The organism is Ignavibacteriota bacterium (assembly GCA_016716225.1).
Lineage (GTDB): Bacteria > Bacteroidota > Ignavibacteria > Ignavibacteriales > Melioribacteraceae.
On record JADJWT010000001.1, the window covers coordinates 585,790 to 600,953 of the forward strand.

General features: G+C 30.0%; 10 protein-coding genes. 2 read left to right on the top strand and 8 right to left on the bottom strand.

Going from position 1 to position 15,164, the window contains the following annotated elements:
• Window position 1: 1 nt before the first annotated feature.
• The 7 genes from tadA to IPM32_02550 form a co-directional block, all read right to left on the bottom strand.
• On the bottom strand, window positions 2-1,228 hold the full coding sequence (tadA, locus tag IPM32_02520) for a Flp pilus assembly complex ATPase component TadA (GenBank protein MBK8944121.1): 1,227 nt from the start codon (window positions 1,226-1,228) through the stop codon (window positions 2-4).
• A gap of 20 nt (window positions 1,229-1,248) precedes the next feature.
• The gene (locus IPM32_02525; GenBank protein ID MBK8944122.1) at window positions 1,249-3,039 is read right to left on the bottom strand and encodes a type II/IV secretion system protein; all 1,791 of its coding nucleotides are present in this window, start codon (window positions 3,037-3,039) and stop codon (window positions 1,249-1,251) included.
• 24 nt (window positions 3,040-3,063) lie between these two features.
• A complete protein-coding gene (locus tag IPM32_02530) occupies window positions 3,064-4,404 on the bottom strand; it encodes a type II secretion system F family protein (protein MBK8944123.1) in 1,341 nt (446 codons plus the stop codon).
• Between the two features lie 118 nt (window positions 4,405-4,522).
• Window positions 4,523-4,918 (bottom strand): hypothetical protein, encoded by a 396-nt coding sequence (locus tag IPM32_02535; protein MBK8944124.1) that lies wholly within the window; start codon window positions 4,916-4,918, stop codon window positions 4,523-4,525.
• Between the two features lie 227 nt (window positions 4,919-5,145).
• Window positions 5,146-5,529: a hypothetical protein gene (locus tag IPM32_02540; GenBank protein ID MBK8944125.1), complete on the bottom strand. Its 384-nt coding sequence runs from the start codon at window positions 5,527-5,529 to the stop codon at window positions 5,146-5,148.
• Between the two features lie 199 nt (window positions 5,530-5,728).
• Complete coding sequence (gene aspS, locus IPM32_02545) at window positions 5,729-7,498, bottom strand: aspartate--tRNA ligase (protein MBK8944126.1); 1,770 nt, start codon at window positions 7,496-7,498, stop codon at window positions 5,729-5,731.
• Window positions 7,499-7,632: 134 nt separating this feature from the next.
• Entirely contained in the window at window positions 7,633-9,075 is a 1,443-nt protein-coding gene (locus tag IPM32_02550; protein MBK8944127.1) for a hypothetical protein, read from the bottom strand.
• A gap of 313 nt (window positions 9,076-9,388) precedes the next feature.
• Between IPM32_02550 and IPM32_02555 the strand changes: the two genes are divergently transcribed.
• Together IPM32_02555 and IPM32_02560 are read left to right on the top strand one after the other, a co-directional pair.
• Window positions 9,389-10,045 (top strand): DUF4159 domain-containing protein, encoded by a 657-nt coding sequence (locus IPM32_02555; GenBank protein ID MBK8944128.1) that lies wholly within the window; start codon window positions 9,389-9,391, stop codon window positions 10,043-10,045.
• A 2-nt stretch (window positions 10,046-10,047) separates the two neighbouring features.
• Window positions 10,048-13,419: a hypothetical protein gene (locus IPM32_02560; protein MBK8944129.1), complete on the top strand. Its 3,372-nt coding sequence runs from the start codon at window positions 10,048-10,050 to the stop codon at window positions 13,417-13,419.
• On the opposite strand, the gene IPM32_02565 is transcribed toward IPM32_02560, so the two are convergent.
• The gene (locus IPM32_02565; protein ID MBK8944130.1) at window positions 13,416-15,107 is read right to left on the bottom strand and encodes an AMP-binding protein; all 1,692 of its coding nucleotides are present in this window, start codon (window positions 15,105-15,107) and stop codon (window positions 13,416-13,418) included. The two genes, IPM32_02560 and IPM32_02565, sit on opposite strands and share 4 nt — an antisense overlap.
• Window positions 15,108-15,164 lie beyond the last annotated feature (57 nt).

Genomic DNA, 15,164 nt, shown 5'->3' on the forward strand with positions numbered 1-15,164 from the left:
TTTATACCGCTTTAAATAATTGTTGCATTCTTGTTTTGTTATTTGCAAATGCTATCATATTTTCTTTAGAAATTTTTCTTTGCTGATATAATCGCATTAAATCTTGTTCCATTGTAATCATTCCAAGATTTCCACCTTGGTTCATCATCATATAAATTTCACTTGTATTATTATTTTTGATAGCTGCTTTTACACTTGGTGTAACTATTAGTATTTCTTTTGCAAGAACTAACTTTCCTTCTAAACCTGGAATTAATTTTTGAGATACCACAGAAACTAAAACGTCTGCAAGTCTCATTCTTACTCTTTCTTGCTCAACCGGATTTACTTCAGCTATAATTCTATCAATTGATTCAATTGCTGAAGAAGTGTGTAATGTTGAAAAAACTTTGTGTCCTGTATCGGCAACTTCAAGCGCAGCAAGTATTGTATCTGGATCTCTCATTTCACCAATAATTATAATGTCCGGGTCTTGTCTTAATGCTTGAGTAACTCCATCTTTAAATGAAAGTACATCTCTTCCAACTTCTCTATGTTTTATAATACATTGATTCGATGCGTGAACAAATTCTATTGGTGATGCAATTGTGATAATTTGACATGGAGTTCCTTGATTATGCATGTCTATTAGAGCATCAAGTGTTGTTGATTTTCCGGAACCTGTAATTCCGGTAATAAGTGAAAGTCCAAATTTTATATAGTTTATGCTCATTGCTTGCAAAGCATATGGATGAAATTCATAACTTTGAATTGTTCTTAATTTGCTTGAGATGGAACGCATGTTCAATGTTAAACTATCTAAATCATAATATGCATCGGCTCTAAACCTTACGTTAACATTTTCTTTAATATATCTGAATGAATAACTAAAATCGAGATTTCTGTTAACCATTAAATGACGATGTTGATTTTTATTTAGAAATGCAGCAATAAGTAATGTAGCTTCATCAATCTTAAGATTTGGTAAATCTTTAATACGCTGTTTAATTCCTTGTATTCTGAACCAAATATAATTTCCTGAGCCAGGACCACCTATTTCAATATCTGATGCGCCTCTATCAACCATTACTGTTAAGATGTGATTGATAAGTTTGATTAGTAGATCTTTATCCTTAATACTTAATTCTTGAGATTTCTCAATAATATAATTGGTTCTATCAAGTCCAATGTAAGCATCCGGAATTGATTTAGCGAATTTCGATAATATTTCTAATGCGTGATTTATCATTTCATTTCTTGATTATTAACTTATTCTTCCATTGTTGCTGCTATTACTTCTTTTATTGATGTTAGTCCTAACTTTACTTTTTCAAAACCATTTTCTCTTAAGTTAAAAGTACCGTCTTTTTTTGCTTGAACTCTAATTGCTTCTTCATCAACTTCATTACCGGATCTAACAATTATTTCTCTAATTTCTTTTGTAAAATAAAGTGCTTCATGGATTGCTAACCTTCCTTTGTAACCAGATTTATTGCACTTTTCACAACCTACAGCTTCATACACATCATAATTCTTCCATTCTTCAATTTTTAATCCATGCGATTCTAATTCAGCTTCATCAAGTTCTGATACTTTTCTTTTGCAGTTTTCACATAATCTTCTAATTAATCTCTGAGCTACGATTATATTAATTGCATAAGCAATTAAGAAAGGTTCAACACCCATTTTAAATAATCTCGCTACGGCGCTTGGTGCATCGTTTGTATGCAAAGTTGAAAAAGTTAAGTGACCAGTATTCGCAAGTTTGATTGCGGTTTCCGCAGTTTCTTTATCTCTCATTTCACCAACTAGAACAATATCCGGGTCATGACGAAGTATTGCCCTAATAGCTTGCTCAAAATTCATTTTGTGACCAATTTTTAATTGGCGTGCTCCTTCAATAACATATTCCACCGGATCTTCAACTGTTAGAACATTTACTGTAGGATTTATTACTTGATATAAAGCTGCAATTAGTGTTGTACTTTTACCACTTCCCGTAGGACCAGTTAAAATTACCATTCCTTGCGGTTGTTTAATTGCTTTTTCAAATGCCTTCTTGGCATAATTTACTAATCCAAGTTTGCTCAAATCTTTGATAACATTTCTGTCATCTAAAATTCTTATTACAATACTTTCAAATTTACTTTTTAATTCAGTTCCAACCATTGGTAAAACTGAAACTCTATAACGAATAACTACATTATCTATTTGTCTTTGAATAAATCCGTCTTGTGCACGTTCTCTTTCAAATCTATCCAAACCTTTAGCACGGTCTTTTACAACTGCCATTACGGCTTCTGGTAATGTATTATCTTGCGTATACCAAAGCTGTAATTTTCCGTCGGTTCTAAAATGTATTTCTGTTTTTTTTCCACTTTTAGGAAAAATATGAATATCACTTACTCCTCTTCTAACTCCTTCAACCAAAGCAGCTTCAACTAAGTTTACTAACGCACTTTTGTTAATTTCGGAATCAAGCTGTTCTTCAGAAACTGAACTTTCATCAACATCTACATGCATAACTTCGTCAGAAGATTCGATCATCTGAAGAAATTCATTTTCGCGAGGGACTAATAAATCAGAGAGTTTTTCATAATCTTTTTTCTTTATGAAATTAAGTTCATATTTTTTTGCTTTAAGATTATATGCAATTTTTGTGAGAGATCTATCTGTTGGATCTATTGCTGCAAGAATGAGTTTGTCTCTTATTCTATCATCAAATTTATAAGGTAGAACTTTGTGTTCAAGTAGTTGAGTTTTAACTTCCTCACCAGCATCTTCTAATATTTTCTGCATTTCCGTTATGTGCGTTTCGGTATATTCAAGAGGATTAAATATTATTTCTTTGAACGCATAAAGGATTGCAATTTCTCTAAAAACTACATCATGATCAAATCCAAATTCTTGAACTAAGATTTGTCCTAAATTTCTCTTAGCATTTCCATATTCTTTATCTTTTATCTGAAGAGCTTTTTCAAGAATATCTAAATCGATTATCCCTTTCTTTAGTAAAAGGTAACCAATTTTATCCGTCATTTCTAATTTTTCTTCAACCATCTCAGCTCATCAACTTTCAATTAATTACATTGTTGGTGGTTTAGGACTAATTGTTGCCGTTTCTGCCGAAACTAAAGTTAAGCCTATCATAACAATCATTATTATCATTGCTATAAATACTTGAATCATTTCAATTACATTTTTTAACCTAAACACTGTTTCGCTTTCATAATAATTAGCTAACTGCTTTGCAGTATTTTTAATTGTTCCGGTTTCTTCCCCGGAGTGAAATCTTGATATTGCAGTTGGAGTAAAAATGCCGCTCGCTTCTAATGCGTCCGTAAGTCCGATACCTTTACTTACCATCAGTGGAATCGAGACATTTTTAATTTGACTTTCGAAGTATCTATTTCCAGTAGCTTCCGCTGCAATTCTAATTGGTTCTATACTATCTGCAGAACCAGTATATAAAGTGTAAAATACACGGCAAAATACTTCAATATTTGTTTTATGAATTAAAGAGCCCATTATTGGAATTTTCAGCATATATTTATCTAAAAAGAATTTTCCCTTTTCTGTTTTTGAAAATCTCCAAAGTGCTATTGGCGGACCTAAAATTATTATTGTTAGTAAAATTGGATTTGATAAAATGAAATCGCTAAAATCTAAAGTAGCTGCTGTCATTGGAGGAAGTGGAATATCAAACTTTAAAAACAATTTTGCTGTTTCCGGAAAAATATAGCCAACGTAAAATAGCACAGCAATAAAAAGAATAAATAAAGTAATCATTGGTGTTATAAGTGCGCTTCGTAAGTTTTTCTTAAATTCTTGTTGACGTTCAAGAAATTTTGCAGTAGCACGATAAATCTCTGTCATGTTACCACTTTTTGATGCTAACCCAAGCATATAGGCAGTAAATTTCCCAAAAACTCCTTCATACTTTAAGTAAACGGCTTCACTATCAGCACCTTTTTTAAGCTCATTGTTTATTTGCTTCAAAGTTTCTCTTAAGGTTTTATTTTCAAGATCATTTTGTAGCAAAGTCATAATTTCGCTGTATGGCAATTTTTGATCTAATAACTCTGCACTAATTTTTACAAATGAAACAATCTCCTGTGCCGGAGGTTTCATATTCATTTCAAAAAGTTTTTTATTTACAGAAATTACTTGATATCCAAGTTTTGACAAAGCTTGAGTTACTTCATCTTTATTAAATGCTTTTTGTTCACCGGTAAAAGGTTTTTCACTTCCTTTTCTTACTTTAAAAATAAAAGTGGATTTTTTCTCAATTGATTTAGTTTTTAATCCATGTTTTTCAGCAAGTTCTTGAATTTTCTTTTTGCCCGCGTTAAATGTTGCGGCACTTATCGTTCCTGAAATTGCTTGACCATTTGCTTTTACTGCATTAAAACGTAATTCTATCATATAATTTCTTTTTAATTATTTTTAATAAAGAAGGCTAATAAAACTTCTCATTTGTCCTATTAGCCTCAAAAAAGAACTACAAATAACAATACTAAAATCGAAAATTGTTATAAAAAGTTTAGTTATCAATTGTTGTTGATGTAATTGAATTTCTATCAATTATCATAGTAACTTGAACAGAATCCGATTCATTGTTACCTATTTCGGTACCCACACCAACTAAAGTTACAGATTGAGCTCCAACTGTTTCAGTATATGAACCATTTGCTGTAACTTTAAGTGTTGGAGGAATTTCCCAACCATCACCACCATTAAAGGTGTTTCCGCCACCGCCCATTGCAACTGGTTTTCTGTAAAATTGTTGTGCCATTGCTGCTAATGTTGTTAGATCTGCAATTACTGCATCTCTATTTGCGTTCATGCTGCTAGCTGTAAAAACGTTTATTCCTACAACTACTGCAATACCTACGATGATAACACCTAGAACGATTAATAATAACTGCTGTTGACCCATTTTTTTAACTCCTTTTGTTTGTTAATGGTTTTATTTTGAATGTTGGTTAATGATTAGAAATTATTATGCCAAGTGCAAAACCGTTAAAATTTCAACAAAAAAGTGATTTGGATCACAATTATGTGTGTATTATTGAGTCATTTTTGGTTAATATTAGCAATAATATCAAATTGGGACAGTAAGATTGTAAGGTACAGGTAAATATTACCTGTAAGAATAACATTTATTTAGTGAATAATTATTGTTTGAAAGGCATCTCTTGTAACAACCATTTGAATTTGTACAGAATCAGTTGCAGTTACAAGTTCATTTCCCGTACCGGTAATTATTACCTCTTCAGGTTGAACACTTGCTTGAACAAAAAATCCGGCTTCAGTTTTGTTATATTCTCTTGGTATTTTCCAACCCACAAAAGATTTACCACCACCTCCATAGACTTTTGGTTTTCTATAGTAAAGTTGGGCTTCACTTGCAAGAATTGTACATTCATTAATAATTTCGTTTCGTTTTTGTTCAATGGCATTTGATGTAAACAATTCTACACCTACAAATATTGCTACACCAATTACCAATATACCAAGTAGTATTAAAAGAAGTTGTTGTTGACCCACTATTTTCCCCCTAGAAAATATTTATATAAAATTTTCATATAGAACATCATCAAGTTTCTTGCCAAATATTATCGATAAAAATTGAGTTATTGTAACCAATTTCATCATATAATTCAAATCAAATATTCTCAATTTGATCTTTATCAAATAATATTTGTAAACTTGATGAAATTAACACATTTAAATAAAATAAATAAATTTATTTTCTAAGCCTAATGTGTAAATCTCTTAGTTGTTCATCATTTACTTTTGAGGGGGCTTCATCCATTAATGATAAACCGCTTGTTGTTTTTGGAAATGCAATTAAATCTCTTATTGAATTTTCTTCGGTAAAAAGCATTACCATTCTATCTAAACCAAACGCTATCCCACCATGTGGTGGCGCTCCGTATTGAAATGCATTCATCAAAAATCCGAATTTCTCTTTCGCTTCTTCATCCGAAATTCCCAATGCTTTAAACATTCTTGCTTGTAATTCTGAGTTATAAATTCTAATACTTCCACCAGCAATTTCATTTCCGTTCATAACTAAATCATAGGCTCTTGCATGAACTTTTAGTGGATTACTTTCTAGATATTCAACATCTTCTAATTGAGGTGAAGTAAATGGATGATGCATTGCATATAATCTTTGAGTTTCATCATCCCACTCGAAAAGTGGAAATTTTGTAACCCATATTAATTCATCTTCTTTTTGATTTTGATTTAAATTCAATCTTTTTGCCATCTCTAAACGCAAATTGCCCATAATGGGAAGTGCTTTATGTTTTGTTCCGGAAAGAATTAAAACTAAATCACCAACCTTTGCATTTAAATTTGAAATTATATTATTTTTCTCAGTATCTGTTAAAAATTTAGAAATTGGCGCTTCCAAACCTTCTTCTTTTACTCTCATCCAAATTAAACCGCCGGCACCTAATTTTTTTACAAATTCAGTTAAAACATCCAATTGATTTCGTGTGTAATCACCGCATCCTTTTGCCAATAATGAAGTAATTATTCCGCCATTATCCAATGTATCTTTAAAGACTTTAAATTCCGTTGATGTAAAAACCTTATTTAAAGTAATCATTTCCATTCCAAATCTAGTATCTGGTTTATCACTTCCATATTTTTCTAGAGCTTCTTCATAGGTTAATCTTTTAAGCGGAAGCGGAAGTTCTTTTCCTTTAATTTCTTTATACAATTTTGACATTAATCCTTCAACAACTTGATAAATAGTTTCTTCATTGATGAAAGACATTTCAACGTCTATTTGAGTAAATTCCGGCTGACGATCTGCACGTAAATCTTCATCTCTAAAACATTTTACAATTTGAAAATATCTATCATATCCCGAAACCATTAATAATTGTTTATACGTTTGCGGAGATTGTGGAAGAGCGTAAAAACTTCCTTTATGAAGTCTGCTTGGGACTAAAAAATCACGAGCACCTTCCGGAGTACTTTTCATCAAAACCGGAGTTTCAACTTCAATAAAATTCTGTTCATCAAAATATCTTCTTACAATTTGATAGAATTTATGTCGAATAAAAAGATTGTTTTGCATTCTTGCTCTTCTTAAATCGAGATATCTATACTTTAATCTTAATTCTTCGGAAACATCAATATTATCTTTTATTGGAAATGGTGGAGTTTTTGCTTCGTTTAAAATTTTTAATTTATCAACCATTACATCAACATTTCCGGAAGCTAAATTCGAGTTTTCCGTTCCGGCTGGTCTTTTTCTAACTTTTCCTTCAATTGAAATTACATATTCGCTTCTTAAAACTTTGCCTAATTCATGTGAATCTTTATTATAAGTTGGTTCAAAAACAATTTGCGTAATTCCATATCTATCTCTTAAATCTATAAAAATTACCCCGCCTAAATCACGGCGATTATCAACCCAGCCGTTTAAAACAACAGAATCTCCAATATTATTTTCTCTTAAATCATTACAAGTATGTGTGCGAAGTTTAAAATCCATTTATTTCCCTAGTTTTAATCAAATTAAGTTTGCTAAAATAAGGAAATGAATATGCTTATTCAATATTGATAAGTTTAAAAATATAAAAGTCCAGTTGTTACTGGACTTTTTATACTAATTATTGAATAATTTAATTAGCGAGTAATTCCATGAGCAGATGCGCTTCCTCTTCCATTAGGACCGTTTACATTAACAATAACTGTTATTGCAGAGGGTGTTAATTCATCTGGTTTTGTATCTTGAACTACAAAGAAAAATGAAGTATTTCCTTCTTGAGTATCCGGCATGGAAACATTAATATCACCGGCAGCTTCTGCATCACCTTCTGTAGCGACCTCAACCGAGTAATTATTTCCGGATGCAAGTGGATGTCCCATATCATCTGTTACTGTATACATAAATGATTGAATTCCTCCATTTGCAATATCTATTGTTCCAACTTCGGAAATATTTCCTAACGTATCAATATTTAAAGGAGTTAAAGTTACAATTGGAATACCGGAAAATAATATCCTTGTTCGTGTAGAAATTTCTTCTTCATTTTCATTAACAGTTTTTGCATATACAAAGAAAAATCCGGGTCCATAAACCGGATCATTTGGCTTTGGATAACCGGAAAGTAAACTTACTGTTGCTACACCCATTTCGTTTGTAAGTGCTGAACCAGCTATAACTGCTGCATCTGAATTAAAATAAACTGCTGTTCCTTCTCTAACCGGATTTGAATATTTATCACCAATTAGAACAGTAATTTTTGCTTCTTCATTTATCTTATAAAAATATGGATAGTTTAATTTATCAGGACCAATACTAAAATGTGCTAAATCCGGGAATCCACCATGAATTGTTACACTTACCGGTTTTGATGAAATTGGTTTACCATCAACAACTGCTTCTGCAATAATTTGGGCAACACCGGCTTTGGTCCCGGTTTTTAAAGAAACAGCGGCTTTACCTAAAGCATTACTAATTACTGATGATGGATACAAATATTCTCCGCCGTTTGGAGCAGAACCAAATCTAAAACTAACTTCTATAGAATTATCTTCTCCAATTATTATTCCGCTTGAATCTGAAATTTCAAAAACTATATCTATATTTTCTGGTGCACCGCTTGCAGTTACACCAACAAATTCAGCAGATTGTGAATAAAGATAAATTGATGCTGCTTTTCCGGAATATCCGGCAACATTAGCACTTTCATCTCTTTGTAATTGAAAAAGCGGAACTTCTATATCAGTATTTACAATTGCAAATATTGAAGTAGTATCTTGAAAATATCCGGCTTTAAATGCTATAATTGTTAATTCGGCATCTGATTCAAGTTCATAATTTGCGGTAAATTTTCCATCTGCACCGGTAGTTGCACCTTTAACTGTAGCTCCATCAGAGATTTTTATTATAGCGCCAGCTAACGGATCGCCAGTTTCAGCAGCAACAACTTGTCCTTTAAGAACAACAACATCAGTTGTATCTGTTCCATCATTATCATCCGGATCAGTACTTTTTGTTTCACAGCTAATAATAAATGCAGATAATATTATAATGAGTGCAAATAAAATATAGTTCTTTTTCATTTTTCTATCTTCATATTTATTTGTTTTAAAATAGTATATTCAATAATCGACTTAAGTTTTCTTTAGTTAAGCTATAATTAAATTTCATTTTACTTTTTCTGTTAATTTTCTGAAAAAAATTATATGAAAATTTGTTTTTTCTAATTATTTGATACATTCCTATCAAATAATTGTCTTAAAGCAATACAAAAAAGTGTAAATATTACTTAAATGTGATATAACTCACACAAATAAATAGGAAACAAATTGTGTCCGCAAGAAGTATTATTGTTAAATTTTACTAAAGTTTTTTAGAAATGTTTAAATGTTAAAAATGAAAGAATTTTTGTTTTTCTTAAGTTTTCTTACTTTTACAAATTTTATTGCGCAAAATTCTCCATATTTTGAAATTGCACGTGTAAAATATTCCGGTGGTGGTGATTGGTACAACGATCCTTCTGCAGAAATAAATCTGCTAAAATTTGTTTCGGAAAATACAAATATTAAAACGAATCCGGTTTACAAATTTGTAGATATTGAATCAAATGAAATTTTTAGTTTTCCGTTTTTATTTTTAACTGGTCATGGAAATATAATTTTAACTGAGAAAAGTGTAAAAAATTTAAGAGAATATTTAAGTAGCGGTGGATTTCTATATATTGATGATGATTACGGTTTGGATAAAGGAATTAAAAGAGAATTAAAAAAAGTTTTCTCAAATAACGAATTTGTTGAACTTCCTTTTGATCATGAAATTTATCATTCATTTTACAAATTTGAGCAAGGTCCGCCAAAAACTCATGAACATGATAATAAAGCACCAAAAGGTTTTGGATTGTTTTTAGGAAAACGAATGGTTATTTATTATACTGCGGAAAGTAATCCAAGTGATGGCTGGGCTAATCCCGATGTACATAATGATTCACCGGAAAAAAGAGAAGAAGCATTAAAATTTGGGACGAATATTATTATTTATGCACTTACAAATTGAAAATGTCATCAAAAAATTCAAATATAAATTCCTTAATTTCAAAAATTTCAGAATATATAAAATTATTATTCCTAAGAGATTTTTCAATTTCGTTTTTAAAAATTATTGGAATTATTACGCTATTGTTTTTGATAATAAATTTTTTAGAAATTTATTTTTTCTTCGATCCAACTTTTAAAACTATTTTTGGAATATTTCTTTGTTCAATTTTTTTCTTTCCAATAATTTTTAAAATAATAAAATATCTTAGAGTTTTTAGAAAACCCGATCAAACCCTAATAGAATCAGCATCAAACGAAATTGGTTCCAAATTTCCTAATGTAAAGGACAAACTTTTAAATTCAATTCAATTACTAAAAAACGAAAACGCTAATTTTTCATCTCAACTAAAAGATGCAGCATTTGCTGATACTTTTCATTCTGTCAAAAATTTAAATTTCTCAAATGTTATTGATTACACGGGATTAAAATACTTTGTCAAAATTATTACCCTGCCAATTTTAACCTTTTTGGTTTTTCTTTTTTTAAATCAGAATTTTAGAAGCGCAACAAGTAGATTAATTAATTTTCAGAAAACATTTATCAAACCAAATTCATTTACGTTAGAAATTTTTCCCGGAAATTTTGAAATACAAAAAAATGAAAATGTTGAAATTAAAATCCGTGCTTTAGGAAATGCTCCAAACTCAATTGAATTGTTTACAAAAAACCAAATGCAGTCTGAGTTTATTCCACAAACTCTTTATTTGGACTCAAACAAAACGTATTATTTATTAATTAGAAATGTTAAAAATTCTTTTTCTTATTTTGCCGGAAATAAAAATTACAAAACAGATTTATATAAAATATTTGTTTCATCAATTCCGCAAATTTCAAATTTATTTTTGGAAATTATTCCCCCGGTATATTCTAGATTGCCCAAAATAATTCAAAATGATAACGGAAATGTACAAGTTTTAAAAGGATCAAAAATTAATTTCAGTTTGAAAACTTCGAAAGAAATATTAAATGCAGCAATAATTATTAACGATAGCTTGAAAGAAAATTTAACAATTGAACAAAACAATTTAAATGGAAATTTTATTGTAAAAAATGATATTAATTATTTTTTTGAAATAATTGATTCTTCACAAAATAAAAATGAAAATCCAATTTATTATTCTGTAAAAATTATTCCGGATGAATTTCCCGAAATTGAAATTACAAAACCTGAACAAAATTCTGTACTTCCACAAAATAATTTGATAAATATTAATTACGCTATTAAAGATGATTTCGGATTTTCAAATTGTGTACTTAATTATAAAATTTCAGAAATTCCTCAAGAAAATTCAGATGATATTTTTAATAAAATTAATTTGCAAATTGATAAAACTGAACTGGAACAATCACTTTACTTCAATTGGGATTTGACCAAACTGAGTTTGCGAGAAAATAATATTCTAACTTTTTTTATTGATGTTTATGACAATGATAATATTTCCGGTCCCAAACAAACACGAAGTAACTTCTTTAAAGTTCGAGTTCCAACTTTAAACGAACTTTTTGCCGAAGTTGAAAATACTCAAGAAAATGCTATTGATGAATTGACAAAAACTTTAAAAGATGCCGAAGAATTAAAACTTGATTTAAATGAAATTAGTAATGAATTGAAAAAGAATGAAAATAAAATTGATTGGAATGAAAAAGAAAAGATTGAACAAGCCGCAAATAAATTTGAAGAAGTTACACAAAAAATTGAAGATGTAAAAAGTAAATTAAATGAAATGCAAAATGAAATGACGCAAAATAATTTACTTTCAGAAGAAACCATGAAAAAGTATGAAGAACTGCAAGATTTGTTCGAAGAACTAAATAATGAAGAATTGAAAAAGGCTTTTGAAAATCTTAATAATTCATTGAAAGATATGATGAGAGAAAATGTTCAAAATGCTTTAGAAAATTTAGCAATGCATGAAAAGGATTTTCAGAAAAGTATAGAAAGAACTCTAAATTTATTAAAGCAAATACAGATTGAACAAAAGTTGGATGAATTAATTAAACGAACTCAAAATATTGTAGAAAATTTGGATGAATTGCAAAAGGAAACCGAAAATAAAAATTCGGAAAATGAAAATTCTGAAATGGATAAATTATCAAATGAACAAAAAAATATAAATGAAAATATTTCAGTTTTTAAAGACGAACTGCAAAAATTGAATAATAAAATGAAAGAAGTTGAAAATACTCCGCAGCAGCAAATGCAAGATGCAAACAAAAAATTTGATGAACAAAATAATGAAGAGATTTCACAAAAATCTTTGGAAGAAATACAAAAACAAAATTTTGAAAATGCGAAGCAATTTCAACAGCAGCTTTCTCAAAACATGAATTCAATGAAAAAAGATTTACAAAATATGCAGCAACAAATGCAGCAGAAAAATCAATCAATGGTAATGCAGAAAATGTTGCAAGCCATTGATAATATTATTGATTTATCAAAAGAGCAAGAAAGTTTAAAAAATAAAGTTGAAAATTCTTATACACAAAAAGAACAATATCCCAATTTTATGCAAAACCAAATGGAGCTCCAGCAAAATCTTGATAATATTTTTAAACAATTGGATAATCTTTCTCAAAAAACTTTTGCCGTTAGCCCTGAGATGGGTAAAGCACTCGGCGATGCAAAAAAAAATATGAATGAATCACTTTCTGGATTACAAAATAAAAATGGGATGGGTTCATCTAAAGAGCAAAGTGAAGCTATGAAAAATTTAAATGAAGCTGCATCCATTATGCAAAATTCTTTACAAAATATGATGCAAGGTGGTGGTCAAGGCGGCGGAATGATGTCGCTAATGCAACAATTACAGCAACTTGCACAACAACAAATGGGATTAAATCAGCAAACTCAAATGATGAAGCAAGGACAATTATCAATGCAGCAAAGAGCTCAGCTTCAAAGACTTGCTCAACAGCAAAGTGCAATTCAAAAATCTTTGCAAGAATTAAATAAAGAAGCAAAAGAATCGAGTGAATCTAAAAAACTTGCGTCAAATTTGGAATCAGTATTACATGAAATGAAAGAAGTTGTTTCGGGAATGAATACACAAAAATTAGATGATGAATTGATTAAAAAACAAGATAAAATTTTATCTCGACTTTTAGACGCACAGCGTTCAATAAATGAAAGGGATTATGAAGAAAGAAGAGAATCAAAAGAAGGAAAAATATTCAATTTAAATTCACCGGAAAAATTAATTTTGTCAAATCAACAAGCAAAAGATGCTTTGCGAGAAGAACTTCTTAACGCAATCAAAGAAGGTTACTCAAAAGATTACCAAGATTTAATCAGAAGATATTTTGAATCTTTGAATTCTAATGAAAATAATTAATTATATAGATATCTTTTTATTTTTTTAGTCGGTGTTTTTTCAAACGGTTCCGGCTGCTGGATAATTTTATTTAATTTTGAAAATGTTGAAACTCTTTTGTTTACGTTAACCAAAATATCATTTAACAATTCGTCAACTTTTTTTCTAGCTTCAGATTCTTTAACATTCTGCAAATTAAATTCCCTATCAAGCTCTTCGTAATTTAAATGTATTCTTGCAATTAATTTTTTATCTGATTCATAAACTAAAGATTCAAGTACATAATTATTTTCGTTAATTACAGATTCAATTTCTTCCGGATAAATATTTTTTCCGTTACTTCCTATTATTACATTTTTCGATCTTCCCTTTAAAAACAAATATCCTTCTTTATCAATATAACCAAGATCACCGGATTTAAACCAACCATCTTTCGTTAAAACTTCCGCAGTTTTTTCCGGATCTTTGTAATATCCTTTCATTACATTCGGACCTTTAATAAATACTTCACCTTCATTTGTGGTTGGATCGGGATCAACAATTTTAATTTCCATTCCATAAAGTACAGTTCCCGATGCGCCCATTCTAACGCCAAAATTATCAGTTCCCGTAACAAGCGGAGAAGTTTCCGTTAAGCCGTAACCCATTGCATATGGAAATTTTGCTTCGACTAAAAACTTTTCTACATCGGAAGCTAATGCCGCACCGCCGATGCAGAACATTCTTAAACTTCCGCCAAATGTATCTAATAATTTCTTACCGGCAATTGAATTAATTTTTTTTCTAAACATTGGAATTTTATACAAATTTCTTGTTACAGCTTTTTTATTAATTTCCGGTAAAATTTTCATCTTATATATTTTTTCAATTATTAACGGAACAGAAACCATAATTGTTGGTTTTACTTTTTTCAATGCGGGTAGAAGAATTGCAGCTGTTGGAGGTTTTTCTAAATAATAAACTGAAGCTCCAACCATCATTGGTGTAATCAATCCAAGAGTACATTCCATTGTATGCGCAAGCGGAAGCTGAGAAAGCATTCTATCTTTTTCATTTATGTCTACAAATTCAGTTGTGGCAACTGCATCGAAAACAATATTTTTATGTGTTAACATTACACCTTTTGAATGTCCTGTTGTACCTGAAGTATAAACAATCGCAGCTAAATCATCTTCATTTATTTTTTCATCTTTAACACCAACAAACTTTAACGCAGCATCTAATATTTTTGCAAATTCTCTTTTGCCCTCTTTTAGTTTTTCACTAATTATATCAGAAGTTTTTTTATGTGGAATTATGCTGAAGTCGTCTATTAAAATAAATGTTGATAAACTTTCCGAATCAAATTCTTCAACTTTTTCATATAGTTTTGCTGAAATGAATAGTGCCTTACTTCCGGAATGTCTTAAGATGTGATGCACATCAGCATATTGGAATTCAGTCATTATGGGAACTGCAACTGCTCCCATTGATGTAATTGCAAGATATGTTATTGCCCAATTCGGAGTATTCTCACTTAAAATAGCAACTCTGTCTCCACTTACAATTCCTTGATCTCTAAGAAAGTCAGAAATTTTCTGAACTTTGTTTTGCAGTTCATGAAACGAAACCGCATTTCCATCTATGCTTGAAAGTGCAATATTGTTTGAATATTTTTTTACTGATTCCTTAAGAACTTCGGCAATTGTGTGATTTTGCAGAATTACCATTTCATGCCCCAATGAAATTATTTGTATCAGAAAATATACTTTTAAATTTTTATTTCT